Source organism: Streptomyces sp. NPDC088197 (assembly GCF_044741185.1).
GTDB lineage: Bacteria > Actinomycetota > Actinomycetes > Streptomycetales > Streptomycetaceae > Actinacidiphila.
Window position 1 is genome coordinate 523,080 of sequence record NZ_JBIUSD010000001.1, and the last position, 26,106, is coordinate 549,185.

Annotated in this window: 20 protein-coding genes, 1 pseudogene and 1 riboswitch; of the genes and pseudogenes, 9 read left to right on the forward strand and 12 right to left on the reverse strand. The window is 72.2% G+C overall.

Going from position 1 to position 26,106, the window contains the following annotated elements:
* Positions 1-35 precede the first annotated feature (35 nt).
* The 5 genes from ACIOC1_RS02375 to hisC form a co-directional block, all read right to left on the reverse strand.
* Positions 36-1,895, reverse strand: a complete 1,860-nt coding sequence (locus tag ACIOC1_RS02375; RefSeq protein ID WP_401851268.1) for a GAF domain-containing protein — start codon at positions 1,893-1,895, stop codon at positions 36-38.
* 36 nt (positions 1,896-1,931) lie between these two features.
* On the reverse strand, positions 1,932-5,573 hold the full coding sequence (gene cydD / locus ACIOC1_RS02380; RefSeq protein WP_401851271.1) for a thiol reductant ABC exporter subunit CydD: 3,642 nt from the start codon (positions 5,571-5,573) through the stop codon (positions 1,932-1,934).
* 77 nt (positions 5,574-5,650) lie between these two features.
* The gene (cydB, locus tag ACIOC1_RS02385; protein ID WP_401851274.1) at positions 5,651-6,661 is read right to left on the reverse strand and encodes a cytochrome d ubiquinol oxidase subunit II; all 1,011 of its coding nucleotides are present in this window, start codon (positions 6,659-6,661) and stop codon (positions 5,651-5,653) included.
* Positions 6,662-6,732: 71 nt separating this feature from the next.
* The gene (locus tag ACIOC1_RS02390) at positions 6,733-8,235 is read right to left on the reverse strand and encodes a cytochrome ubiquinol oxidase subunit I (protein ID WP_391043491.1); all 1,503 of its coding nucleotides are present in this window, start codon (positions 8,233-8,235) and stop codon (positions 6,733-6,735) included.
* 180 nt (positions 8,236-8,415) lie between these two features.
* The gene (gene hisC, locus ACIOC1_RS02395) at positions 8,416-9,501 is read right to left on the reverse strand and encodes a histidinol-phosphate transaminase (RefSeq protein WP_355336623.1); all 1,086 of its coding nucleotides are present in this window, start codon (positions 9,499-9,501) and stop codon (positions 8,416-8,418) included.
* A 351-nt stretch (positions 9,502-9,852) separates the two neighbouring features.
* Here hisC and ACIOC1_RS02400 point away from each other — a divergent pair, with 351 nt between their 5' ends.
* The 3 genes from ACIOC1_RS02400 to ACIOC1_RS02410 all read left to right on the forward strand — a co-directional run bounded on the left by ACIOC1_RS02400 (position 9,853) and on the right by ACIOC1_RS02410 (position 13,741).
* Positions 9,853-10,953, forward strand: a complete 1,101-nt coding sequence (locus ACIOC1_RS02400; RefSeq protein WP_355336624.1) for a LacI family DNA-binding transcriptional regulator — start codon at positions 9,853-9,855, stop codon at positions 10,951-10,953.
* A 228-nt stretch (positions 10,954-11,181) separates the two neighbouring features.
* Complete coding sequence (locus tag ACIOC1_RS02405; protein ID WP_401851277.1) at positions 11,182-12,522, forward strand: metallophosphoesterase; 1,341 nt, start codon at positions 11,182-11,184, stop codon at positions 12,520-12,522.
* Between the two features lie 238 nt (positions 12,523-12,760).
* On the forward strand, positions 12,761-13,741 hold the full coding sequence (locus ACIOC1_RS02410) for a hypothetical protein (RefSeq protein WP_401851279.1): 981 nt from the start codon (positions 12,761-12,763) through the stop codon (positions 13,739-13,741).
* Here the strand turns inward: ACIOC1_RS02410 and ACIOC1_RS02415 are convergent.
* The 3 genes from ACIOC1_RS02415 to ACIOC1_RS02425 form a co-directional block, all read right to left on the reverse strand.
* Positions 13,681-14,673 carry a helix-turn-helix domain-containing protein gene (locus tag ACIOC1_RS02415; RefSeq protein WP_391158881.1) on the reverse strand — a complete coding sequence of 331 codons (993 nt, stop codon included), beginning with the start codon at positions 14,671-14,673 and terminating at the stop codon, positions 13,681-13,683. The two genes, ACIOC1_RS02410 and ACIOC1_RS02415, sit on opposite strands and share 61 nt — an antisense overlap.
* 330 nt (positions 14,674-15,003) lie before the next feature.
* Positions 15,004-16,041: a LuxR C-terminal-related transcriptional regulator gene (locus ACIOC1_RS02420; RefSeq protein ID WP_401851282.1), complete on the reverse strand. Its 1,038-nt coding sequence runs from the start codon at positions 16,039-16,041 to the stop codon at positions 15,004-15,006.
* A 108-nt stretch (positions 16,042-16,149) separates the two neighbouring features.
* Positions 16,150-16,977 carry a hypothetical protein gene (locus ACIOC1_RS02425; RefSeq protein ID WP_401851992.1) on the reverse strand — a complete coding sequence of 276 codons (828 nt, stop codon included), beginning with the start codon at positions 16,975-16,977 and terminating at the stop codon, positions 16,150-16,152.
* A gap of 105 nt (positions 16,978-17,082) precedes the next feature.
* Here ACIOC1_RS02425 and ACIOC1_RS02430 point away from each other — a divergent pair.
* Positions 17,083-17,187: pseudogene (locus ACIOC1_RS02430) on the forward strand (XRE family transcriptional regulator); the annotation flags it as partial.
* Between the two features lie 4 nt (positions 17,188-17,191).
* Positions 17,192-17,662, forward strand: a complete 471-nt coding sequence (locus ACIOC1_RS02435) for an NUDIX domain-containing protein (protein WP_401851285.1) — start codon at positions 17,192-17,194, stop codon at positions 17,660-17,662.
* Between the two features lie 33 nt (positions 17,663-17,695).
* Here ACIOC1_RS02435 and thiC read toward each other — a convergent pair whose 3' ends face one another.
* Positions 17,696-19,579 (reverse strand): phosphomethylpyrimidine synthase ThiC, encoded by a 1,884-nt coding sequence (gene thiC / locus ACIOC1_RS02440; RefSeq protein ID WP_401851288.1) that lies wholly within the window; start codon positions 19,577-19,579, stop codon positions 17,696-17,698.
* Positions 19,572-19,717: riboswitch (TPP riboswitch) on the reverse strand. (Overlaps the previous gene by 8 nt.)
* 60 nt (positions 19,718-19,777) lie before the next feature.
* Here thiC and ACIOC1_RS02445 point away from each other — a divergent pair.
* A complete protein-coding gene (locus ACIOC1_RS02445) occupies positions 19,778-21,187 on the forward strand; it encodes a YibE/F family protein (RefSeq protein ID WP_401851290.1) in 1,410 nt (469 codons plus the stop codon).
* Here ACIOC1_RS02445 and ACIOC1_RS02450 read toward each other — a convergent pair.
* Positions 21,144-21,365: a DUF5326 family protein gene (locus tag ACIOC1_RS02450; RefSeq protein WP_355336634.1), complete on the reverse strand. Its 222-nt coding sequence runs from the start codon at positions 21,363-21,365 to the stop codon at positions 21,144-21,146. The two genes, ACIOC1_RS02445 and ACIOC1_RS02450, sit on opposite strands and share 44 nt — an antisense overlap.
* A gap of 121 nt (positions 21,366-21,486) precedes the next feature.
* Positions 21,487-21,804, reverse strand: coding sequence for a cupin domain-containing protein (locus ACIOC1_RS02455; protein ID WP_355336635.1), 318 nt, complete (start codon positions 21,802-21,804; stop codon positions 21,487-21,489).
* Between the two features lie 80 nt (positions 21,805-21,884).
* On the opposite strand from ACIOC1_RS02455, the gene ACIOC1_RS02460 reads away from it, so the two are divergent.
* From ACIOC1_RS02460 to ACIOC1_RS02470, 3 genes are all read left to right on the forward strand, one after another.
* On the forward strand, positions 21,885-22,262 hold the full coding sequence (locus ACIOC1_RS02460) for a phage holin family protein (protein WP_355336636.1): 378 nt from the start codon (positions 21,885-21,887) through the stop codon (positions 22,260-22,262).
* 191 nt (positions 22,263-22,453) lie between these two features.
* Complete coding sequence (locus ACIOC1_RS02465) at positions 22,454-23,560, forward strand: cystathionine gamma-lyase (protein ID WP_401851994.1); 1,107 nt, start codon at positions 22,454-22,456, stop codon at positions 23,558-23,560.
* Between the two features lie 262 nt (positions 23,561-23,822).
* The gene (locus ACIOC1_RS02470; protein WP_355336765.1) at positions 23,823-24,326 is read left to right on the forward strand and encodes an NUDIX hydrolase; all 504 of its coding nucleotides are present in this window, start codon (positions 23,823-23,825) and stop codon (positions 24,324-24,326) included.
* Between the two features lie 30 nt (positions 24,327-24,356).
* Here the strand turns inward: ACIOC1_RS02470 and ACIOC1_RS02475 are convergent, their stop codons facing one another.
* Positions 24,357-25,559, reverse strand: coding sequence for a globin domain-containing protein (locus ACIOC1_RS02475; RefSeq protein ID WP_401851293.1), 1,203 nt, complete (start codon positions 25,557-25,559; stop codon positions 24,357-24,359).
* Between the last annotated feature and the right edge of the window lie 547 nt (positions 25,560-26,106).

Below are 26,106 nucleotides of genomic sequence, written 5' to 3' on the forward strand. Positions count from 1 at the left end.
CGTACGGGGACGGCCAGTCGCACCGCACCGCCCGGTCAGTCCGTACGCAGCGGCGCCTCCCACCGCACCGTCGTGCCCGCACCCTCGGGGCCCGGCCCGAACTGGCTCGATCCGCCCAGCGATTGGGCGCGGCGGGAGAGATTGCGCAGGCCGCTGCGGCGGCCGGCCGGGGGGATGCCGACGCCGTCGTCGGTGGCGGTCAGGCGGACCGCGTCGCCGCCGCCGGGAAGGGTGGCGGTGGCGTCGAGGGTGATGTCGATGCGCGAGGCGCGGGCGTGCCGGAAGGCGTTGGAGAGGACTTCGCGCAGCGCCGCGACGAGGTTCTTGGCGGTGGGCTCGCCCACCAGCGCGTCGACCGGTCCGATGAAACGTACGGACGGCTGGAAGCCGAGCGGGACGGCGGCGGTGCCGACCTCGCGCAGGACGCGGGCGCGCAGTCCTGAGGGGGCGTCGTCGGGCGCCTGCTGGAGGGCGTAGACGGCGGTGCGCACCTCCTGGATGGTGGCGTCGAGTTCGTCGACGGCGTGGCCGATGCCCTCGCGCACCTCGGGCGTGCGGGCCCTGCGCCCCGCGCCCTCCAGCATCATGCCGGTGGCGAAGAGCCGCTGGATGACGAGGTCGTGCAGGTCGCGGGCGATACGGTCGCGGTCCTTGTAGACGGCGAGGCGTTCGCGGTCGCGCTGCACGTCGGCCAGGACGAGGGCGAGCGCGGCCTGGGCGGCGAATTGGGTGGCCAGTACGCGCTCGGCCTCGGTGAACGGACGGCCGCCGGGCTCGCGGGGCAGCGCGAGGATGCCGATGACACGGTCGTTGCTCCGCAACGGGAGCATCATGGTCGGCCCGAAGCGTTCCGCCAGCCGCGTGGTGGTGCGCGGGTCGGAGGCGGCGTCCGCCACGAAGACGGCCTCGCCGTTGAGGAGTTGGGCCGCGATCGGATTCTGCGGCGGGATGACGGTGCCGACCATGCCGGCCGGCTCGGCGGCGGAGGCCGCGACGACCTCGAGGCCGCCGTCCCCGGCCCCGTTCTCGTCGAGGCTCGGCAGCATGACCAGCGCGGCGGCGGACTCGGCGAGCTTGCGGGCCCACACCGCGACGACGTCGAGCGCGTCGCTGGTGCCGTCCCCGGTGAGCAGGGCCGTGGTGACGGCGGCGGCGCCGCTGATCCAGTGCTCGCGCTGCCGGGTGGCCTCGTACTGCCGGGCGTTGCCGATCGCGATCCCGGCCTCCATGGCGAGGATGCGCAGCATGGCGGTGTCCTCGTCGGTGAACGGACGGCCGCCGCGCTTCTCGGTGAGGTAGAGATTGCCGAAGATCTCGGTGTGGACGCGGATCGGGACGCCCAGGAAGCTGCTCATCGGCGGATGGCCGGGCGGCAGGCCCACCGCGCGGGCGTCGTCCGACAGGTGGGCCAGCCGCAGCGGCACCGGGTGCCGGATCAGCTCGCCGAGCAGCCCGGTGTGGCCGTCGGGCAGCGCGCCCATCCGCTCGGCGTCGGCCTCGTTGATCCCGTACGTGATGAAGTCCGCGAGTCCCGAGCCGTCCGCGTCGAGGACGCCGAGCGCGGCGTAACGCGCCCCGGCCAGCTCGGCCGCCGTCTCCACGATGCGGCGCAGCGTGGTGTGCAGCTCGATACCGGTGCCGACCGAGACGACCGCTTCCAGCAGTTCCGGCAGCCGGACGGTGATCTGGGAGGCGATGCCCTGGAAGCTGAGGGTGGTCGGCTCGGGGGTCTCCCCGTCGCCCGGAGCGTCTCCGGAAGAGGTCGGTCCCGCGGGGGGTGCCGCGCCGTAGGCCGGGACGTATGCCGGGGCGTCCTCGTCGTTCGGGGCCGCCCCGGCCGTCTCCTGGCGCGCTTCCGCGGGCGTCCCGCCGGGCGTCTCGCTGTCTGAGGCCATGAGCCGAGGTTATTTGGTGGCGTATGTCCGGGAAAGTCAGGCGGTGCCCGTGCCCACGAGCGAACGCGGTCCCGAGGCGGCGGCCGTGGCCCCCGCCAGAGCCGTGTCCGCGAGCCGTTCCCGCTCCAAGGTGCGGCGGAACGGCCCCTCGGCCGCCGCCAGTTCCTCGTAGCCGCCGCGCTGCACGACCCGTCCCCGCTCCAGCACCACGATCTCGTCGACCGCGCCGCCCGCGAGACCGGCCAGCCGGTGGGTGATCAGCAGCGTCGTACGGCCGCGCGTGGCGGCCAGCAGATCGGCGGTCAGGGCGTCGGCGGTGGCCAGGTCGAGGTGTTCCGCGGGCTCGTCCAGGACGAGGACGGGGAAACGGGCGAGCAGCGCGCGGGCCAGGGCCAGGCGCTGGCGCATGCCGCCGGACAGCCGGGCGCCGTGTTCGCCGACGAGGGTGTCCAGGTCGATGTCCAGCCGGGCGGCGGCCAGCGCCTCCCGGAGTTCGCCGTCGTCCGCGCCGGGGCGGGCGAGCCGCAGATTCTCCCGGACGGTGCTGTCGAAGACGTGCGCGTCCTGGGCGCACAGGCCGACGAGGCGGCGTACGTCGTCGCCGTCCAGGCCCGCCGCGTCCTGCCCCGCCAGCGCGTACGTGCCCGACTCGGTGTCCAGGAACCGCAGCAGTACGTGGGCGAGGGTCGTCTTGCCCGCGCCCGAGGCGCCGACGACCGCGATCCTGCGGCCCTCGGTGAGGGTGAGGCCGACGCCGTCCAGCGCCAGTGCGTCCTGGCCCGGGTGGCGGGCCGTCACCTCCCGTACGACCAGCGGGAACGGTGACGCGGGCGGGGGCGCGGGCCGCTCCGGCTCGCGTACGGGCAGCGGCGCGTCCAGCACCTCGCTCACCCGCGCCGCCGAGCGCCGGCTCCGCTGCCGCTGCTGGGCCGCGAGCGGCATCCCGGCGACGGCCTCGAAGGCGGCCAGCGGCGTCAGCACGAGCACGGCCAGCGCGACGCCCTGGAGGTGGTGGCCGCTGACGGCCCGGACGCCGACGTACGCGCACGCCGTCACCGTCACCCCGCTGACCAGCGCGGTCAGCCCGGCGCCGAGCGCGGTCGCGGCGGCCGAACGGGCCGCGATCCGGGTGAGCGTACGGTCGGCGCGCGCGGCGTCGGCGCGGCGGCGCGGGAGGGCGCCCGCCACGGTCAGTTCGGCGGTGCCGGTGAACAGGCCGAGGACGCGGGCGGACAGTTCGCCCCTGGCGGGCGCGAGGCGCGCCTCGGTACGGCGGGCGACGGCGGCCGACAGCGCGGGGACGGCCACGCCCGCGACGAGCAGCCCGCAGGCCAGGATCAGCCCGGCGGCGGGCAGCAGCCAGCCGGTGAAGGCCGCGGTCGCCACGGACACGAGGCCGCCGGTCAGCGCGGGCAGCAGCCACCGCAGGTAGTGGTCCTGGACGGCGTCCACGTCCGCGACCAGGCGCGAGAGCAGGTCACCGCGGCGCGTCCCGCCGAGTCCTGCGGGCGCCAGCCGCTCCAGCCGCCGGAACACCGCCACCCGCACCCCGGCCAGCGCCCGGAACACCGCGTCGTGCGCCACCAGCCGCTCGCCGTAACGGAACACGGCCCGCCCGATCCCGAACGCCCGCGTCGCCGTCACGGCCACCATCAGATACAGCACCGGCGGCTGCTGCGACGCCCGGCTGATCAGCCACCCCGACGTCGCCATGAGCCCCACGGCCGACAGCAACGCCGCCGCCCCCAGCCCGACGGCCCCCACGAACCGCCCCCGCGCCCCGCCACCACGAACGCGAAGCGCCTCCGGCCCGGACCGCCCCACCACCCCCACAGCCGCCCGCCGCACCCGCAGCCCCACCCGCCAGAGAACCCCGCCATCCCCCACCACAGGCGTCGCCGTCGCCGCCGCGCGAGCCGCCGCCACGACAGGCGTGGGCTCGGACGGGGTGACGTCCCCCGCGGAGACCACCGTGCCGCCAGGCACCCGGCCCGTCACCGCAGACGCCCCGTCCCCCGCCGCGGTCGGATCGCCGTCGACGGCGGAGATGCGGGGCGGCCGGAGGGAGAGGACTTTCGTGGCGAGGGGGAGGAGCGCGGGGCGGTGGGCGATGAGGAGGACGGTGCGGGTGGCGGTGAGGCGGTGGAGGGTCGTGACGATCTCGGCCTCGGTGGCGCCGTCGAGGTTGGCGGTGGGCTCGTCGAGGAGAAGCAGGGGGCGGTCGGCGAGGAAGGCGCGGGCCAGGGCGATGCGCTGGCGCTGACCCGCGGAGAGGTTCGTGCCGTCCTCGGTGAGGACGGTGGCGGGGGAGACGAAGGAGAGCGCGTCGGCGTCGGCGAGCGCGGTACGTACGGCGGCGTCGTCGGCGTCGGGCCGGGCGAGCCGTACGTTGTCGGCGACGGTCCCGGCGAACAGGTGCGGGTGCTGGGGGACCCAGGCGATCCAGCGGTGCCAGTCGGCCGGGTCGATCGCGGCGAGGTCGGTGTCGCCGACCAGAATCCGCCCCTCGGCGGCGGGAACGAAGCCGAGCAGCGCGTTGAGCAGGGTCGTCTTCCCGGCCCCGCTGGGCCCGGTGACGGCCACCGTCTCACCCGGCGCGAGGGTGAACGTCGTCGCGGCCAGCGACCCGCCCTCCCGTACGACCAGCCCCTCGACCGTGATCGCAGCATCCCGCGGATCCGGCGCGGCGGCCAGCTCCCGTACCGCACCCGCCCCGGTCCGCGGCGAGGTCTCCAGCACCTCGAAGACCTGCTCCGCCGCCGCCAGCCCCTCGGCCGCCGCGTGGTACTGCGCGCCCACCTGCCGCAGCGGCAGATACGCCTCGGGCGCGAGGATCAGCACCAGCAGGCCCGTCCGCAGGGACAGCTCGCCGTGGACGAGCCGCATGCCGATCCCGACCGCGACCAGCGCGACGGAGATGGTGGCGAGCAGTTCGAGGACGAAGGAGGACAGGAACGCGATCCGCAGCGTCTTGAGCGTGGCCCGCCGGTACTCGCCGGTGATGGCGCGGATGTTGTCGGCCTGCGCCTTGGCCCGGCCGAAGACCTTGAGCGTGGGCAGCCCCGCGACGACGTCGAGGAAGTGCCCGGACAGCCGGGCCAGCAGCTTCCACTGCCGGTCCATCCGCTCGCGGGTCGCCCAGCCGACCAGCACCATGAACAGCGGGATCAGCGGCAGCGTCACCGCGATGGTGGCGGCCGAGATCCAGTCGGCGGTGACGATCCGGGCCAGCACGACCGCGGGCACGACCACCGCGAGACCGAGCTGCGGCAGATACCGCGAGAAGTAGTCGTCCAGCGCGTCGATCCCGCGGGTGGCGAGCGTGGTCAGCTCACCGCTGCGCCGCCCGGTCAGCCAGCCGGGGCCCAGCGCGGTGGCCCGCTCCAGCAGCTGCCCGCGCAGCTGCGACTTCACCGCCGCCCCCGCCCGGTGCGCGCACAGCTCGGTGAGCCAGCCGACCAGCGCCCGCCCGACGGCGACCGCCACCAGCCACGCGAGCGTCCCGCGCAGCTCCCCGACACCCTCCCCGTCCCGGAACCCGCCGACCACCACATCGGCGATCAGCACCGCCTGGGCGATGATCAGCCCCGCCCCGGCCAGCCCGAGCAGCACCGCCCCGGCGAGGAAGACCCGGGTCGTACGCGCGTACCGCAGCAGTCGCGGATCGACAGGTTTCACGTGGAACATCTCCCTTCGGTCAGTGACCGGCTGTCAGCGATCGGCTGTCAGTGATCGGCCCTCAGTGATCGGTCGCGTCAGTGACCGGTCGCCGCGCCCGCGATGTGCTGGGTGCCGATGCGCTTGCGGAAGACCCAGTACGTCCAGCCCTGGTAGAGCAGGACGAGGGGCGTGGCGATGCCCGCGCACCACGTCATGATCCGCAGCGTGTACGGCGTGGAGGAGGCGTTGGTGACGGTCAGGCTCCAGGCGTCGTTCAGCGAGGACGGCATGACGTCGGGGAAGAGCGTCAGGAAGAACATGGCGATGGTCGCCGCGACCGTGACGCCGGACAGCGCGAACGACCAGCCCTCGCGTCCCGCGAGATTGGCGCCGAGGGCCCCGACCAGAGCGACGACGGCGACGATCAGCGCGGGCAGGCTGCGGCCGTCGCCGTGCGCGGCCTGGGTCCAGATCAGGAAGGCCAGCGCGAGGAGCGCGGTGAGCACGCCGACGCGGGTGGCCAGCGCGCGGGCCCGGTCGCGGATGTCGCCGAGGGTCTTGAGCGAGGCGAAGACGGCGCCGTGGAAGGTGAACAGGCTCAGGGTGACGAGTCCGCCGAGGATCGAGTACCCGTTGAGCAGGTCCCAGAAGTTGCCGACGTACTCCTTGTTCGCGTCGATCTTCACGCCCCGCACGATGTTCGCGAAGGCGACGCCCCAGAGCAGCGCCGGGACCAGGGAGGTCCAGAAGATCGCGTTCTCCCAGTTGCGCTGCCAGCGCTCGTCGTCGCGCTTGGCGCGGTACTCGAAGGCGACGCCGCGCACGATCAGGCAGACCAGGATGATCAGCAGCGGCAGGTAGAAGCCGGAGAAGAGGGTGGCGTACCAGTCGGGGAAGGCCGCGAAGGTCGCGCCGCCCGCCGTGAGCAGCCACACCTCGTTGCCGTCCCAGACCGGGCCGATGGTGTTGATCAGGACCCGCTTCTCGGTACGGTCGCGGGCCAGCAGCTTGGTCAGGACGCCGATCCCGAAGTCGAAGCCCTCAAGGAAGAAGTAGCCGGTCCACAGGACCGCGATGAGGACGAACCAGACGTCGTGCAGATGCATGTCGCACTCCTCTCAGTCAGTACGGAACAGTCGGTACGGAACAGTCGGTACGGAACAGTCGGTACGGACGCTCAGTACGAGAAGGCCATCGGGCGGTCGGCGTCCGCGCCGTCGTCGTCGCCGCCGATCCGGGTGGGGGAGCGGCGGTCGTCGTCGGTGAGCTCCGGCGGCCCCGCCTTGGCGTACTTCAGAAGCAGCCGCACCTCGACGACGGCGAGAGCCGCGTAGAGGAGGGTGAAGACGATCAGGGAGGTGAAGACCTCGCCGGTGGAGACCGTGGGGGAGACCGCGTCGCGGGTGCGCAGCACGCCGTAGACCACCCAGGGCTGGCGGCCGGTCTCGGTGAAGATCCAGCCCCAGGAGTTGGCGATCAGCGGGAAGGCCATGGTCCACAGGGCGATCCACCAGTACCAGCGCGTGAGCCGGGGGCCGATCTGCCCGTTCCTGGTGAGCATCAGGTGCGGGACCTCGTCGTCGCCCGTGCGGTGCGCGGGCGCGAGCCAGAACTTGCGGCGGGTGAGCCACAGGCCGGCCGCGCCGACGCCGATCGAGACGACGCCGAAGCCGATCATCCAGCGGAAGCCCCAGTAGGCGACGGGGATGTTCGGCCGGTAGTCGCCGGGGCCGTACTTCGCCTGCTCTTCCTTGTTGACGTCGTTGATGCCGCCCACGTAGGCGTTGAAGTTGTCGGTGGCCAGGAAGGACAGCAGGTTCGGAATGTCTATGGCCACCTTGTTGTGGCCCTTGTTGACGTCGCCGACCGCGAAGATCGAGAAGGGCGCGCCCTTCTGGCCGTCCCACAGCGCCTCGGCGGCGGCCATCTTCATCGGCTGCTGCTTGAACATGACCTTGCCGAGGGTGTCGCCGCTGATCGCGGTGAGCGCGCCCGCGACGACGGCGACGACCAGGGCGAGGCGCAGCGAGGAGCGCATCACGGAGATGTGCTGCTTACGGGCCAGGTGGTAGGCGGCGATCCCGATCATGAACGCGGCGCCGGTGAGGAAGGCGGCGGACATGGTGTGGAAGAACTGCGCCAGCGCGGTGTCCTGGGTGAGCACCGCCCAGAAGTCGGTGAGTTCCGCGCGCTTGGTCGTCGGGTTGTAGCGGTAGCCGACCGGGTGCTGCATCCAGGAGTTGGCGGCCAGGATGAAGTACGCGGACAGGATCGTCCCGATCGAGACCATCCAGATGCAGGCGAGGTGGATCTTCTTCGGCAGCTTGTCCCAGCCGAAGATCCACAGGCCGATGAAGGTGGACTCGAAGAAGAAGGCGATCAGTGCCTCGAAGGCGAGCGGGGCGCCGAAGATGTCGCCGACGAAGCGCGAGTAGTCCGACCAGTTCATGCCGAACTGGAACTCCTGGACGATGCCCGTCACCACGCCCATGGCGATGTTGATCAGGAAGAGCTTGCCCCAGAACTTGGTGGCCCTCAGGTACTTCTCGTTGCCGCTGCGCACCCACGCGGTCTGGAGTCCGGCCGTGAGCGCGGACAGCGAGATCGTCAGCGGCACGAAGAGGAAGTGGTAGACGGTCGTGATGCCGAACTGCCATCGGGCGACGTCCAGTGGACCCATTGCGAGTTGCACGATCCGTCTCCTTTTCTCCTACAACCCGATCAGCTTGTGAACGTGAATACATTCACAAGCTCAGTATTACGCACAGCAGTTCGCCCCCTGCAACCGGGGGGTCGCAAGGGGCGAAAGCGCAGGTGGGAGTGGGTTTCGGGGGATCGTGCCGACGGGCGCGCCGCCGCGTCACAGCTCCTTGCGGAAGCTTTCGGCGGTCCGCAGCAGCAGATCGTTGGCCTCGGTCTCGCCGATGGTGATCCGTACGCCCTCGCCCGCGAAGGGGCGGACGGTGGTGCCGGCCCGCTCGGCCGCCGCCGCGAAGTCCGTGGTGCGCTCCCCCAGCCGCAGCCAGACGAAGTTGGCCTGCGTCTCGGGCACCGTCCAGCCCTGCGCGGTCAGCGCCTCGACCACCCGGGTCCGCTCGGTGACCAGGCCCGCGACCCGCTCCAGCAGCGCCGGCTCCGCGCGCAGGCTGGCGACCGCCGCGTCCTGCGCGAGCTGGCTCACGCCGAAGGGCACCGCCGTCTTGCGCAGCGCAGCCGCCACCGGCTCGTGCGCCACCGCGAAGCCGATCCGCAGGCCCGCCAGGCCGTACGCCTTGGAGAAGGTCCGCAGCACCGCCACATTCGGACGGTCCCGGTACAGATCGATTCCATCGGGAACATCGGGGTCGGTGATGAATTCGCGGTACGCCTCGTCCAGCACCACCAGGATGTCGGACGGCACCCGGTCGAGGAATCGTTCCAGCTCGGCCCGGCGCACCACCGTGCCGGTCGGATTGTTGGGATTGCAGACGAAGATCAGCCGCGTGCGGTCGGTGACCGCCGCCGCCATCGCGTCCAGGTCGTGCACCTCGTCCGCGTCCAGCGGCACCTGCACCGGCAGCGCGCCGCTGATCCGGGTGATGATCGGATACGCCTCGAAGGACCGCCAGGCGTAGATCACCTCGTCGCCGGGGCCCGAGGTCGACTGGAGCAACTGCTGGGCCACGCCGACCGAGCCGGTGCCGGTCGCCACGTGTGCCTCGGGCACGCCGAAACGTCCCGCCAGCTCGGCGGTCAGCGCCGAGCAGGCCAGGTCGGGATAGCGGTTGAACGTGGCCGCGGCGGCGGTGGCCGCCTCCAGCACACCGGGCAGCGGAGGGTACGGGTTCTCGTTGGAGGACAGCTTGAAGGCGGGCCCGGCCTGGGCACCGCTCTCGTCCACGGCCGGGGGTCGCCCGGGCTTGTACGTGGGGATGCCGTCCAGTTCCGCGCGCAGCTTGGGGGTCATGGCCACACCCTACGAGCGCCCGCGCCCCCTGTGGAGGTGCGGTACCCGCGATCGACTGTCGATACCGGGTCTGAGCCGCCCATGGGGGCACCCCCGGACGGAGTCCGGGGGAGAGAAGGCGGCCAAAAAAAGGCACCCCGCGTCCCTCGTAGGAGTGAGTTGACGTCACTCCTGTCGGTGGACCAATGGACGGGCATCGGCCGCACCCGCGCCGGTATCACCCACAAGGCACGCCCTGCCGCCTGCATATTCCACCTTGCATACGGGGTTCGATCTTGCAGAAACCTATCTTCTGGGGGGTAGAAACGGCAGGCGCCGACCGGACCAGCGCCGTCCTAATATCGGCAGGCCATGACAGCAGCAGGGAACCACCAGGCGAGCCGGCCCATCGGACGCCGGCTTGAGCGGGCGGGCATCAGGGACGTCGCCGCCGCCGCCGGAGTCTCGATCACGACTGTCTCCGACGCACTCAACGGCAAGGGCCGACTGCCCGACGCCACCCGCCGCCATGTGCGCGAGGTCGCCGACCGGCTGGGCTACCGCCCGTCCGCCGCCGCCCGCACACTGCGCACCGGCAGATCGGGCCTGATCGGCCTGACCGTGACGACCTACGGCGAAGAACCGTTCACCTTCACCGAATTCGCGTACTTCGCGGAGATGGCCAGGGCCGCCACCTCCGCCGCCCTGGCCCGCGGCTACGCCCTGGTCATCCTGCCCGCCTCCTCCCGGCACGACGTGTGGGGGAACGTGGCGCTGGACGGCACCGTCGTCATCGACCCCTCCGACCACGACCCGCTGGTCGCCGAACTGGTCCGGCAGGGCGTCCCGGTGGTCAGCGACGGCCGCCCGGCGGGCAGCGTGCCCGTGCACGCCTGGGTCGACAACGACCACGAGGCCGCCGTCCTCGGCATCCTCGACCACCTCGCCGCCGCGGGCGCCCGCCGGATCGGCCTGCTCACCGGCACCACCACCGACACGTACACCCGGCTGTCCACCACCGCGTATCTGGAGTGGTGCGAGCGGGTCGGCCAGGAGCCGGTCTACGAGTCGTATCCCGCGCACGACCCGCGGGCGGGCGCGGTCGCCGCCGACCGCTTACTGGCGCGACCCGACCGCCCGGACGCCGTCTACGGGCTCTTCGACCCCAACGGCACCGATCTGCTGGCCGCCGCCCGCCGTTACGGCCTGCGCGTGCCCGACGACCTGCTGCTGGTCTGCTGTAGCGAGAGCACCGTCTACGCCAGCACCGAACCGCCGATCACCACGCTGTCGCTGAAACCGCGCCGGATCGGTACGGCGGTCGTGCAGTTGCTCATCGACGCCATCGAGGGCGTCGGCGGCGCGCATCCCGTACAGCAGGTGATGCCGACCGAGTTGATCGTCCGCACCTCTTCGCAGCGGCGCGCGCACCGCACGACGGTCAGTCATCCGCGGGGGCCCGCGGGCGGCTGAGGAAGAGCGGCCGTCCGGCCGGAGGGCTCCGCCGGGCACCCCCGCGAGTGATCGGCCGAACGGGTGACCGAGCCCCCGCCGACGGCCGGAAGACGAATCGTGCGGGCGTACGAGGGAGCTAAGGGATGGTTTGTCTGCGCCCTGCGAAAACCAGGTGCCTGGGTATGTCACAACGCGACAGCGTCATTCCTATGATGGGCGGATGGCGGCGCGATCGTGGAGGGGTCGATGACTCAGGGGGCAGGTCAGGGACCCGAGCCCGGGACTTCGGAAGGCTGGCGTCCCGAGGCGTCCGCGTACGTGTCCGGGCACGAGCCGACGGCCGGTTTCGGCACGGCTCCGGCGTTTGAGCCGACGGTCGGATTCGAGCCGCGCGGCGGCTACGGGGAGACGTCCGGCGGGTACGGCGGGGCCGCGGCTCCGGCTCCGACGGAACCGGCTCCCATGCTGATCGATTCGGCTCCGGCTCCGGCTCCGACCGGCACGGCATCGGCGGTCCCGGCGGCCGCGCCCGTACCGCCCGTGCCGTCGGCGACCACCGGCGGGGCGGGTGTGGCACCGGCGTACGAACCGGCCCGCGCCGCCGTACCACCGGTGCCGCCCGCGTACGACAGCGCGCCGCCCGCACAGCGGCCCGCCGCGTACGAGCCGACGCGACCCGACGCGCCCCTGGTCCCCGCGGAGTACACGCCGACCGCCCACGACCTGCCGGTGATCACCGCGGACGGCGCGTCGGGCGACCGGCCGGGACCGCTGTACGTGGTCGGCGATGTGCACGGCTATCTGGACGAGTTGCTGGCGGCGCTCGGCGAGTGCGGCCTGGTCGACGAGGAGGGCCACTGGGCGGCGGGCAGCGCCCGGCTGTGGTTCCTCGGCGACTTCACCGACCGCGGCCCCGACGGCATCGGCGTCATCGAACTGGTCATGCAGCTCTCGGCGGAGGCCGCGGCGGCGGGCGGCTACTGCCGTGCCCTGATGGGCAATCACGAACTGCTGCTGCTCGGCGCGCACCGGTTCGGCGACACCCCCGTCAACTCCACGGGCGGCACCGCCTCCTTCCTCGCCGCCTGGCGGCTCAACGGCGGCCAGCCGACCGACATGGACCGTCTCGAGGACCGCCATCTGACCTGGATGTCCCGGCTGGACGCGGCCCACGTCACCGACGGCCACCTGCTGGTGCACTCCGACACCACCGCGTATCTGGACTACGGCAGCAGCGTCGAGGAGATGAACGACACGGTCACCGGCGTGCTCCAGCGCGGCGACGCCGACGAGTGCTGGGACCTGTTCCGCAAGCTCACCAAGCGGTTCGCCTTCCGCGGCGACGGCGGCCCGCGGGCCGCCCGCGAACTGCTCGGCACCTACGGGGGCAACCGCGTCGTGCACGGGCACAGCCCGATCCCGTACCTGCTCGGCGAGGTCGGCGGCGAATATCCGGCCGACGGCGAGGAGCGGGTGCACACCGTCAACGGACCGATGGTCTACGCGGAGAATCTGGCGGTGGCGATGGACGGCGGCGTCACGATGGACGGACGGCTGCTGGTCGCCCAACTGCCGCTGGTGGGTTAGCGGGTCCGTCGCGCTCCGCGCGGCGGGCCGGGCGTCTCGCGCGGCGTCTTTGGGGTGGCGTGTCGGTGTCCGGCACATTTCGCGCCGTCAGATTTCCTGGTTGCACCCTGTCACGGTCTCGCCTCCCCGCTCTACCATCGCTGTATCCGTAGGCACGCCGCTCTCCGCGTACTCGGCCGACCGGGCCGGTTCCCCTCGGGGAACACCGGCCGCGCTCGGGGAGTCGGAGCATCGGGGGATGCACATGACCAGCGCTCCACACCTGCTCACCGAAGACCGCCCGGACTTTGAACGCGCGCTGGACGAGGCGCTGCGCACGGTCCTGCGGGATCACGGACCCGACCGTGAGCGGGCCCTCGGGCCGGACGGCGGGGACGTGGAGGAGAGCCGCCCCGCCTCGCGGCGGACGAACCACTCCAACGGTCACTCCGCCCTGAACAGCGAGCAGTTGCGCACCCTGGCGCTCGGCGCGGCCGAACTCATCGCCGACGCGGCGACCGCCGAGTACGAGACGTACCGCGGCGTCCGGGAGGCGTCGCGGGAGGCCGCCCGCGAGTCGGCGCGCGCCCGCGACAACCGGTCCTTCGGCTACGCGGCGATGGGCGTCGCGGAGGGCGCGGGCTCCGGCGCGGGCCTGATCGCCGTCCTCGCCGTCCTGACGCCGCTGCTCGCGGGCGCCGCCGCCGTGATCTTCCTGCTGATCGGTTACGCGCTGCGCGCGATGGCCCCCGAGCCCGCCATCGCGTCGCCGCTGCGCACCGCGGGCTGGCTGTTCGCCGCCGTCACCGCCGCGTCGATACTGCTCGGCGCGGTCGGACTGCTGCTCACGGCGCTGCGCGACGGCTCCTCCGCCATACACGACTCGCCCGACGCGCTGCCGCCCGAGGTCGCCGACGCGCGCGACGCCTGGTACCGGGCGCTGCTGGAGCGCGGGATGCTGCCCTTCCTGGAGGACGCGGCAGCCGGCGCGGCGCTCGCCCCGACCAGCGCCCACGAGCCGCCGCACGGCCCGGCGGTGAGCCCGGTGCCCGGCCCCGCCACCGGGCAGGACCTCAGCCGGATGCCGCGACTGGGCTACTCCCGCCCGGACTTCAGCAGTCCGGCGCCCGACCCGGCCGCGCCGCTGCCGCCCGCCGCGCCGCGCTTCTCCGGTCCGCGCTACAGCAGTCCCGACTTCACCAGCCCGGACTTCGGCGGCCCCGACAACACGCCCGAGTAGGGGCCGGTCCTGCGCAGCGTCGGGACGGCGGGGCCCGCCGTGCCGGGCGCCGTCGTCGCGGACGCCGTCGTACCGGGTGCTGTCCCGGCGGGCCCCGCCAGGCCGGGCGCCGTCACGGCGGGCATGAACATCAGCACTCGGCGCCGGGGATCGTGCGCCGGGGACGACACGAGCATGCGCACCCGCTGGACGTAACCGCCGGCCGGTGGCCGCAGCAGCCGTACCTGGCCGTCGTGGTGCAGCGCGACCCGGGTGGACTCGCTCTCCGCCTGCCACAGCCGGGCCAGTTCGGGGTCCTCGCGCAGTTCGGCGATGACGCGGAGCAGTTCCTGGTCGGGCCCGGTCTGCGGCTGGTGGTGCGCGGTCTGCGCCTGGAGCCGGAGCTGGCGCAGGAACGCCGTCGCCCAGCCGGTCCGCCACTCGGCGCACAACTGCCGCGCGTACGGCGCGAAGAGCACGAAGCGCAGCAGATTCGCGGGCGGCGGCTGGCCCGCGGGCTCGAAGAGCTGGCGCCACGCCTGGTTGGTCTCCAGAATCCGCCAGGCGCCGTCCACGGTGAGGGCGGGGACCTGGAGCGCGTGGAGGTACGACGTCCAGCCGGTGACGGCCTCGGGGTCGGGTTCCGCCGGGCCGCGCGGCGGGTAGCCGCCGGTGACGATGAACCACAGCTCGTCGCGCTTGCGCGAGTCCAGCCGCAGCGCGTTGGCGAGGCTGTCGAGGCGGTGGGCGGGGATGGGGCGTCCGCAGCCCTCCCAGTCCTGGTAGAGGCGCGGTGATATGCCCAGGCGCTGGGCGACCGCGTGCTGGCTCAGGCCCGGCGGGCGGTAACCGTTGTGGCCCGTGATGGGCTCGGGTTCGCCCACGAAATTTCTGCGGGCCTCGCGCAGGAACTCCTGGATCAGCGGTGGGTCCTCGTCGGAACGACGGTCCATGGCTTGTCCCCCGGATCTTCTCGGCTGCCGCGTCCTTGGGGGTGAGGGGTCACCCGGCGTCCGCGGCCTGCGATTTCGCGCCCCCGCTCATGCTAAGCGGGGATGCTCGCGAGCCGCCGGAATCGCCTTGTCCACATCGGGCACTGTCCCAAGTGCGACACACTTCGGTGGTGGGGTGGTGGGGTGGTTCACCAGTACGGTGGGGTGGTCGCGCAGGGTGGTCGCGCGGATGCGGTGGTCACGCGGGTGCGGTGGGTGTCCCGGGTGCGGTGGGCGTCCCGGATGCGGTGGATGGACGGTGGCGGCGCACGGCCGTACGGTGCGGCCGGGTCAGAGGTCGTCCGGGTCGAGCAGCCGGGCCAGCTTCAGGCCGACCTCGAAGCGGCTGGAGACCTGGAGCCGTTCCATCAGCTTGGTCATCACGCGCTGCACGGTGCGCCGGGCGACGCCCAGCGTCCTGGCGATGCGGTCGTCACTGTAGCCGTTGGCCATCAGCCGGATGATGGTCCGCTCCTGGTCGGTGAAGTCCGTGGCGGCGGCGGGGTCGTCGTCGCTGTCGGGGGCGGGGGTGGCTTGGCCGCCGCGCGCCATGTGCGGCATCGGCTTCGCCCGCAGCCAGTAGTCCTCGTAGACCGAGACGTACGAGCGGGCCAGCACCGCGCCGCGCACCAGCGTCATCGACGACCGTACGTGCGGGACGCCCGGCAGGACGACGGTGTGCCGGTCCACCACGAGCAGGTCGTGCGGGCCGTGGTCGATCAGCCGGACGCCGACGCCCACGTCGGTCAGGTCGTTCAGATACTTGCTGTACTTCGGGATCTGGAGCAGCGAGCGCGGGTACAGGGCGCGGACCCGCACCCCGCGCCGTACCATCGCCGCGTCCCCGGCCAGGGAGTGCTCCAGCACCGCCATGTCCTGCGGCATCGGGCCCGGGTGCAGCGAGTCCACGGACTCCCGCGCGGTGGCGTCGATGTCGGCCAGCGCGCTCAGCCGGGTCTCCAGGTCCTCGAAGTTCTGGACGACCACCTGCTCCTGGAGCCGCGCCGCCGCCGGCCGGAACACCGTCAGCAGCGCCTGCGTCGTCTCGCTGAGCTCCGCCGCGTTCCGCAACTGCGCTGCGGCCGTGCCCAGATACGTGTCCATCGCCACCGCCAGCGCGGCGTCCGGGTCGACGGTCTCGACCCGCCCCTCCACCAGCCGGACCAGCCCCATGCCCTTCAAGGTCCGCAGCCCCGACTCCAGCCGCCCCTCGTCCAGCCCCACCAGCCCCGCCAGCCCCGCGTACGGAGCCCCACCGCCGTTCGCCACCGCCGTATAGATCACGACGGCGGACTCGATATCCCGCCCCTCACCCCTCGCCTGCCCCATCCCCTGCCCTCTTCCCCACCCACCACCCGACCCGCCCGATTCTCCCCCACCCCCCTTTTCCCCCAACAGCCCGTCCACCAGGTCTTCACCGGCCGCAGGTGCCGGCGATCAGCGAGCACCGCGTTCTTGGCGCTGCTGAGTGCGCAATCCGAGCAGCCTGCGATGGTCGTCGTCCTCGCTCAAGCCCTCGCCGATGGCCAAGAGGGACAGCAGTTGCAGAGGCCGCCCGGTCGATGCCGCGGCCTCCATTTTGTGGTGGCCGTCGAGCAGGAAATGCGTAAGCCCCCAGTGCTCGTAGTAGTCGGTCGCCCCGGTGTTCATCGCGGGCATGCAGCGGTCCAGAGTCGAAACCGCCACCGCCGTCGGTACCGCTCCGCCTCCCAACCGCTCGGCGTAGTCCGCCACCCGCTCGCGTTCGTTCCAGGACGGCGGCACCATCGGCACGACGAACTCGTAGAGATGCGCCTCGTTGTCGACTGGTGTCTCGAACGTACGGAAATACGGCGTGCACGGGTGGTCCGGGAGGCCCCAGAACCCGTCGATGCCCCATGTGGCGACCTTCTCGCCGCTGAAGTAGTCACCTTCCTTGCCGGGAAAGACCAGCCTCGGCTCGATGCGAAGCAGCAAGGGGCGGTAGTCGCCTTCCGGCAGCAAGGAGCCGAACGCCTGGAGGACGCCGTCGTCCACATCCGTGAGGTGGCCGGCGAGACGGTCCCGTACGCCCTCCGGCGACAGCGTCCCCTGGGCACCCTCAAGCCGCCGGAAGAGCAGCCCGCACGTACCGCACCAGAAGCTGCGCTCGAACGCCGGCTCACCGTCGAGCGCCAGAAGTCTGAGACCGGCCCCCGCCCCCGCCCGCCTGGGACCCTCTTCGAACCTGAGCCGCGCCTCGGACGAGGGAACTCCGAGTCTGCGCGGTTCGCCTGCGATCAGCATCACGCGCACAACCGTACGAGACCCCCTCCGCTGCCCCGCCCCCTCCCGGCCAGGTGTCCCGCCTCGGGACGGTCCCGCACCAGCCGAACCGTGGCGCGCAGGGCCGTCTGGCACCTGCGGCGGCACGGCGACGGCAGCCTGTTCGACACCTACGCCGACAGCTTCGACGCCGTATGGGCCACGGCGCAGCCCGCGCCTCGGGAACACTGACGCCATGGCACGCACCGAGTTCTACGACGATCCGGACGCCCCCGCACCGAACAGTCTCGTCGTCGCCGCGTCTGCCGTCGTCACCGACGAGCAGGGTCGCATCCTGCTCCAGCGGCGCCGCGACAACGGCTTGTGGGCGCTGCCCGGGGGCGGCATGGAGATGACCGATTCCCTGCCCGGCACGGCGGTGCGCGAGGTCAAGGAGGAGACGGGCCTGGACGTGGAGATCACCGGGCTCGTCGGCACGTACACCGATCCGCGCCACGTGATCGCGTACACGGACGGGGAGGTACGCCGACAGTTCAACGTCTGCTTCACCGCCCGGGTCACCGGCGGGGAGCTGGCCGTCTCGGACGAGTCCACGGAAGTGCGCTTCGTCGCTGCCCGGGAGGTGGACGAGCTGCCGATGCATCACACCCAACGCCTCCGGATCGCCCACTACTTGGAGGGCCGGGAGCGGCCGTATCTGGGGTGAGGGCCCCGGCACCGGGGTGCCGGGGCCCGGGTGTCAGTCCGCCAGCGGCAGGTACACGCGGTTGCCGGCGGCGGCGAACTCGCGGGACTTCTGGGCCATGCCCAGCTCGGCCTCGGAGGCGGGGACGGGGGCGACGGGGCCGCCGTGGTCGCGGCGAATGTCGTGGGAGATCTTCATCGAGCAGAATTTCGGGCCGCACATGGAGCAGAAGTGGGCGGTCTTGGCGGGCTCGGCGGGGAGCGTCTCGTCGTGGAAGGCGCGGGCGGTGGCGGGGTCGAGGGCGAGGTTGAACTGGTCTTCCCAGCGGAATTCGAAGCGCGCGTCGGACAGGGCGTCGTCCCACGCCTGGGCGCCCTCGTGCCCCTTGGCGAGGTCGGCGGCGTGGGCGGCGATCTTGTAGGTGATCACACCGGTCTTGACGTCGTCGCGGTCGGGCAGCCCGAGGTGTTCCTTGGGGGTGACGTAGCAGAGCATCGCGGTGCCCCACCAGGCGATCATCGCGGCGCCGATGCCGGAGGTGATGTGGTCGTAGGCGGGGGCGATGTCGGTGGTGAGCGGGCCGAGCGTGTAGAACGGGGCCTCTTCGCAGATCTCCTGCTGGAGGTCGATGTTCTCCTTGATCTTGTGCATGGGCACGTGCCCGGGGCCCTCGATCATCGTCTGCACCTGGTGCCGCTTGGCGATGGTGTTCAGCTCGCCGAGGGTGCGCAGTTCGGCGAACTGCGCCTCGTCGTTGGCGTCCGCGATGGAGCCGGGGCGCAGGCCGTCGCCGAGCGAGTACGTGACGTCGTACGCGGCCAGGATCTCGCACAGCTCCTCGAAGTGCGTGTAGAGGAAGCTCTCCTGGTGGTGCGCCAGGCACCACGCGGCCATGATCGAGCCGCCGCGCGAGACGATGCCGGTCTTGCGGCGGGCGGTCAGCGGGACGTAGCGGAGCAGCACGCCCGCGTGCACCGTCATGTAGTCGACGCCTTGCTCGGCCTGTTCGATGACGGTGTCGCGGTAGACGTCCCAACTCAGCTCCTCCGCGCGGCCGTCGACCTTCTCCAGCGCCTGGTAGAGCGGGACGGTGCCGATGGGGACGGGGGAGTTGCGCAGCACCCACTCGCGGGTGGTGTGGATGTTGCGGCCGGTGGACAGGTCCATGACCGTGTCGGCGCCCCAGCGGGTGGCCCAGGTCATCTTGTCGACCTCCTCCTCGATGGAGGAAGTGACCGCCGAATTGCCGATGTTGGCGTTGACCTTCACCAGGAACCGCTTGCCGATGACCATCGGCTCGATCTCCGGGTGGTTGATATTGGCGGGCAGTACGGCCCTCCCCGCGGCGATCTCGTCCCGGACGATCTCGGACGGGACGTTCTCGCGCAGCGCGACGTACTCCATCTCCGGCGTGATCTCGCCCCGCCTGGCGTAAGCGAGTTGGGTGACCGGCGTCCCGGTACGGCTCCGGCGGGGGAGCCGGGGGCGGCCGGGGAAGACCGCGTCGAGATTGCGGAGCCCGCCGCGCGGCGAGGTGTGCTTGAGGCCGTCGTCCTCGGGGCGGACCGGCCGTCCCGGGTACTCCTCGGTGTCGCCGCGCGCGATGATCCAGTGCTCCCGGAGCGGGGCGAGCCCGCGCCGGACGTCCGTCTCCACGGACGGATCGGTGTACGGGCCCGACGTGTCGTACAGCGTCACGGCGTCCCCATTGGTGAGGTGCACCTGCCGGACCGGCACCCGCAGGTCCGGCCGCGATCCGACGACGTACGACTTGTGCCAGCCGATGTCCCGTACGGGACCGTCCACTTCGGTACGGTTCGAGCCGTCCGCTTCCGTACGGTTCGAGGCGACCGACTCCGTACGGTTCGAGCCGACCGACTCCGTACGGGCGGATTCGTCCCCGTCGGATTCAGGCGTGTGCGCGTCCTGCATGGTCATGAGACCCACTCCCTACGCCGGCATTACCCGGTAACAGGTTCAGCGGTCGGCGCAGCGTTCGTCCCGGCGGTCATGCCGTGCCGGCAACAGGTTCAGCGCCCTCTCAGCCCGGTGCTCCGAGCTCCCGCGTTTGCAAAGGTGCCCCCACGGTAGCGGTTCGGCGAGGACAGGCACCAGGGATCTTGCGATGATCAGCCCGTGGAAGAGCCCCCGCAGAGCCCAAGTCCCGGCCCCGGCCCCGGACCCGGCCACGGCCACGGCCCCGGCCACAGCCCCGGCCCCGGCCCCGGCGCGAGCCACGGGCACAGTCACGGACACAGCCACAGTCATGGCCACGGCCACGGCCCCGTGCCGCCGGTCTCCCAGCACCTGCGCAAGGTCATCGCCGCGATCCTGGTCCCCTTCGCCGCCGCCGTCGTCGTCGGCCTGATCGTGCTGTGGCCGGGCGGCGCGCCCCAACACGCCCGCAGCGGCGTCGGCTTCGACCAGCAGACCCGGCAGGGCAAGGTGGTGCGACTGGTCGACGTGTCCTGCAAGGCGGAGAACCCGGGCCAGTCGTCGTCGGCCGCGAGCGACACCTGCCAGAAGGCCACCATCGAGGTCGAGTCGGGGCCCGACAAGGGGACGACCTTCACCGAGATCGTGCACCCCGACCAGTCCCGCCGCTACACCAAGGGCGAGGGCGTGGTCCTCGCGTACGCGCCCAACGCCCCCGCCGGGCTGCGCTATTCGGTCACCGACGTGGACCGCGGCTTCCCGCTCGCGCTGCTCGCCGGGATCTTCGCGGTCGCGGTGATCGTCGTCGGACGGCTGCGCGGTCTGATGGCCCTGATCGCACTGATCGTCTCGTTCGGGATCTTGACCCTCTTCATCCTTCCGGCCATCCTCCGCGGCGACAATCCGCTGCTGGTGGCGGTGGTCGGCGGCAGCGCCATCATGCTCATCGCGCTGTACATGTGCCACGGCGTCAACGCCCGCACCTCGGTGGCCGTCCTCGGCACGCTCTGCTCACTGCTGCTGATCGGCGTCCTGGGCTCGGTCTTCATCGACTGGGCGCGGCTGACCGGCAACACCTCGGACGAGACGGGCGTGATCCACAGCCTCTATCCCGGCATCGAGATCAAGGGCGTCCTGCTCGCGGGCGTCATCATCGGCTCGCTCGGCGTGCTCGACGACGTCACCGTCACCCAGACCTCGGCGGTGTGGGAGCTGAAGGACGCCGATCCCGGCGCGAATTGGCGCAAACTCTACGGCGCCGGTATGCGGATCGGCCGCGACCACATCGCCTCGGTGGTCAACACCTTGGTGATGGCGTACGCGGGCGCCGCGCTGCCGCTGCTGCTGCTCTTCTCGATCGCGCGCAGCGGCGTCCTGCGGGTGGCCAGCAGCGAACTGGTGGCGGAGGAGATCGTCCGCACCCTGGTGGGCAGCATCGGCCTGGTCGCCTCGGTGCCGCTGACCACGGCCCTGGCGGCGCTGGTGGTCAGCGCCGACCGGCACGAGAGGAGCGGCGGCAAGAACGGTGACGACAACGGCGGCAAGGGCGCGACCGGCCCCGCCGGACCTACCAGTCCCGCCCCGACCCGGAGGAGCCACCGCCGCCGGTGACCCGCTTGACGACCAGCACCAGCGCCCCGACCAGGACCACGAACACGATCACCTTGAAGAGCAGTCCGAAGACGATGCTCACCAGGCTGGCGATCAGCGAGCCGAAGACGATCAGCGCGATGACCGGGATGGCCACCCACTTCACCCACCACGGCAGGCCCTTCAGCAGCTTCTCCATGATGTCCTCGGTCTCCTTCTCCTTCTCGGGTCCTGGCGGTGTTCCGCCGATACTTCGACTGTAGGGCCACCGATGCCTGCGGCGGAGGGCCAGGAGGCCGGATACGACCCTGAACGCACCCTTAGGGCTCCGGGGGTGAGAAGACCACCATGACCCTGAGGTCCTCGGTGATGTGGTGGAAGCGGTGCGGGGTCCCGGCCGGTACGTAGACGACGCTGCCGCGACCCACGGTGGTCGTCTCCTCCCCCACGGTGATCGCCGCCCGGCCGCTGACCACCAGGTAGATCTCGTCCTGGGCGTGCGGCTGCTGGGGGTCGTTCTCACCGGCCTTGAGCGCGTAGAGCCCGGCCGACATGGTGCGTTCGCGCAGGAAACGGAGATACGCCCCCTCGTTGGCGGCCCGCTCCGCGTCCAGGTCGTCCAGCCGGAACACCTTCATCGCGTACTCCCCTTGTCCGGACTCCGTCCGGTACTTGTCCGGTCTCTTGCTTGCGTGATCAGGTCTGCGACGATCACACCATGAAGAATTTCATCGTCAAGACCTTGGCGAACGCCGGTGCCCTCGCGGTCGCCGTCTGGCTGCTCAAGGACATCACGCTCACCGGGGACAGCACCTGGCACAAGGTCCTCACCCTCATCCTCGTCGCCCTGGTCTTCGGCGTCGTCAACTGGCTCGTGAAGCCGGTCGTGAAGGTTCTGTCCTTCCCACTGTTCATCCTCACCCTCGGGCTGATCACCCTGGTGGTGAACGCCCTGATGCTGCTCCTGACCTCCTGGCTGGCCGACAAACTCAGCCTCGACTTCCACGTCCACGGCTTCTGGACCGCGGTGCTCGGCGGTCTGATCATCAGCATCGTCTCCTGGGCGCTGGCCGTCGTCCTTCCGGACGACGAGTGACCAGTCACCACCCTGAGAAGGGGACCGAGCAGGGGGCGGCACAAGGGGCCGGGCGGGAGACCGAGCTGGGGACCGACCAGGAGACCGGGCGGGGGACCGACCAGGGGGCCGCGGGACACGAAGCGGCACAGCGGGCGGCCGAACGGCATCAGGCCGCCCGGCCGGAGGCCGCTGGCGACAGCACCCGCAGCGTGCACGCGGGACGGCCCCCGGCGACCGCGTACGAACCCTCGCTCCCCGGCCCGGTCTTCGTCTCGCACTACCACCTGCCGGGCGAGGCCAGCGGCCCGTACACGTACGGCCGGGACGAGAATCCGACCTGGGAGCGGCTGGAGGCGGCCGTCTCGGAGCTGGAGTGCCCCGGCGACCCGGCCGCCGCGACGCTCGCCTTCGCCTCCGGCATGGGCGCGGTCGCCGCCGTGCTGTTCTCCCAGGTGCGGGCGGGCGACACCGTGGTGCTGCCGTCCGACAGCTACCAGGCGACGCGCTCGCTGCGGGAGCGCCTGGAGTCGTACGGCGTAGCGGTACGGCTCGCGCCGACCGTCGGCGACGGGCAGCTCGCGGCGCTGGAGGGCGCGCGGCTGCTGTGGCTGGAGACGCCGTCGAATCCGGGCCTGGACGTGTGCGACATCCGCCGGCTGTCGGACGCCGCGCACGCGGCGGGCGCGCTGGTCGCCGTCGACAACACCCTCGCGGGGCCGCTCGGGCAGCGCCCGCTCGCCCTGGGCGCGGACTTCTCCGTGGCCAGCGGCACCAAGGCGCTCAACGGGCACGGTGACCTGCTGATGGGCTACGTCACCACGCGCGACGCCGGGCTGAACGCGAGCGTGAGGCAGTGGCGCAAGACGGTCGGCGCCATTCCGGGGCCGATGGAGGCGTGGCTCGCCCACCGTTCGCTGGCGACGCTCGCCCTGCGCGTGGACCGGCAGTCCGCGAACGCGCTCACCCTCGCGAGTGAGCTGCTGAACCGCGCCGAGGTGACGGACGTACGTCACCCGGGCCTGCCGTCCGACCCCGCGCACGCCGTGGCCGCCACCCAGATGCGGCGCTTCGGCGGCGTCGTCTCCTTCACCCTCCCCGACCGCGCCCACGCCGAACGCTTCCTGACCGCGCTGCGCCTCACCTCAGAGGCCACCAGCTTCGGCAGCGTCCAGAGCACCGCGGAGCGCCGCGGACGGTGGGGCGGCGACGCCGTACCGCCCGGCTTCGTCCGCTTCTCGGTGGGCGTCGAGGACCCCGAGGACATCGTGGCCGATGTGCTGCGCGCACTGGACGAAGCGGCGTCTTCGTCAGGGTGAGCGCGCGGGCGCCGGGGGGGCGAGGCGCGTCTTCGTCAGGGTGAAGGCGTGGGCGTCGGGGGCCGAAGCGCGTCTTCGTACGGGTGAGCGCGTGGTCGTCCGCGCGCTCAGGCGCGTCTTCGTACGGGTGAGGGCGCGCGGGCGCACGGCGGCACGGCGGTGGCACGACGGCGGAGGGGTGCGCTCCGATTCGCCGGGGCGGCGCCGGGAATTGTGCGGTGCGGCAAGTTTGCCGCCGCGCGCACTGCGGCAGATGTCCACCATGCCCCCGGACACGCATGACGGCCCCACCACCCGGCCGGTGGTGAAGCGCACGGCCCGCGCCATCGTTCTCGACGGCGACCGGCTCGTACTGATCAAGCGCACCAAGCCCGGCCTCGCCCCGTACTGGCTCACGCCGGGCGGCGGGGTCGAGGACGACGACGCGAGCGTGGTCGCGGCCATGCACCGCGAGGTCGACGAGGAGCTGGGCGCCAAGGTCACCGATGTGGTGCCCGCCTTCGTCGACACCGTCGAGCACATCGCGGACGACGGCTCGCACGGCGTGAAGGTGCAGTACTTCTTCGCCTGCCGCCTGGAGTCGATGGACCTCGACCAGCGGCACGGCCCGGAGATCGACGAGCCCTGCGGGGAGTACGAGATCGTGCGCGTGCCCTTCAGCCGCATGGGCCTGGCCTCGGTCGACATCGTGCCGCTGACCCTGCGGCACTACCTGGACGCGAACATCGAAGGGGTGCTGGGCCTGCTCGGCCCCGACCTCGGCTGACAGCCGTGAGGGGACCGGCGGCCGGTCGCGTCAGTCCCCCGCCGCGACCAGTTCCTGCACGAGGTCGTGCCGTATCCGGTGCGACGGCATCCCGATCCGCACCAGCGTGTCCACACTGCTGCGGATCATCCCCGGCGGCCCCGACAGATACGCGTCGTACGCCTCCCACGGCCCGTGCGCGCGTACGGCGTCCGGCAGCGGCCCGGACAGCGCGTCGCTGGGGGTGTCGGCGACGACGGTGCGGACCGACAGCCAGGAGTGCTCGCGCTGCATGCGCAGCATCGTGTCGAGGTCGTAGAGGTCGCTGGTGCGGCGGGCGCCGTAGAACACCTCGACCGGGCGCCGCCGCCCGTGCCGGGCGACGTCCTCCACCAGCGCCTTGATCGGCGCTATGCCGGTGCCGCCGCCCAGGCAGAGCATGCCGTCGTCCGAGGCGTGGTCGGCCACCATCGAACCGGAGGGCGGCCCGAGCCGCACGACGTCACCGGGGCGGGCCCTGCCGACCAGCGCGTTGCTGACCCAGCCCGCCGGGACCGCGCGGATGTGGAAGGTCAGCAGGCCGTCGTCGCGGGGCGCGGCGGCGAAGGAGTAGTTCCGCCAGATCCGCGGCCACCACGGGGTCTCCACCATCGTGTACTGCCCGGCGAGGAAGGCGTACGGCTGGTCGGGCCGTACGGTGACCACCGCGACGTCGGGGGTCCGCAGCTCGTGGCTGACGATCTCGGCCTGCCACCAGGGCGGCGCGTGCCGTTCGTCCTCGGCCGCCGCGTCGATCATCGTCTGCGAGATCGCGGCGTACGCGCGGACCCACGCCGCCTCGGTCTCCGGGCCCCACACCGCCGACGCGTACCGGGCGAGCGCGCCGAGCAGCGCCTCGCCGACCGCCGGGTAGTGCTCGGCGCGGGTGCCGTACTTGCGGTGCCCACGGCCCAGGTGCGACAGGTAGTCGCCGAGCGCCGCCGGGTCGTCGATGTGCTCGGCCGCCGTCAGCAGCGCCTTGACCAGCCGGTCGCGCTGCGCGTCCATTGCGGCGGGGAACAGGTCGCGCAGCTCGGGGTGGTGGATGAAGAGCAGCGCGTAGAAGTACGAGACCGTCCGGTCCGCGACCGGCCCGATCTCCTCCATGGTGCGGCGGATGAGGAGCGCGTCGGGCGACGGGGACCCGGCCGGGGAGGCCGCCGGGGAGGCCGCCGGGGAGGCCGCCGGGGAGGCGGGCGTCTCGGGTCCGGGCATCCGCGGTACGGGAGGCGGTACGAACGCGGGTGCCGGTGCGGGTGTTGGTGCCGGTGCCGGTGCCGGTGCCGGTGCCGGTGCCGGTGCGGGTGCGGCCGTGAACGCCGACGCCGGTATCGACGCCGGCGTGTACGCGGACGGCTCGGTCGGCGCCGAAGCCCGCGGCTCCGGCTCGGGTTCCGGCGCTGGTCCCGGCTCCTGCCGCTGCGCGGCGGCGGGCCGCGTCATGGGTGCGGCGGGCTCCTGCCGGGGCTGCGCGATCTTGCGGCGCCGCCCCCTGGGCTGCGGAGACGCCGGTGAGGCCGGGTCGGTGGTCTTGGCATCCATGATCACGTGGCCCCGAACTCCCGGTGGTCGATCCTTCGCTCAGCTCGCCTGCGGTGCCGTGTGAGCGTGCCACGCTGCGTGAGGGCACCGGACGAATAGCGCGAAGCGTCACCACTGGAGAAACGGTTTCGCGTACTATCCGCCGCGCCGTCCCCGGAGTCCGCGTCTCCAGGTCTCCAGGTCTCCACGGGGTCCCGTCCCGCCGTCCCCGATAGGTCTG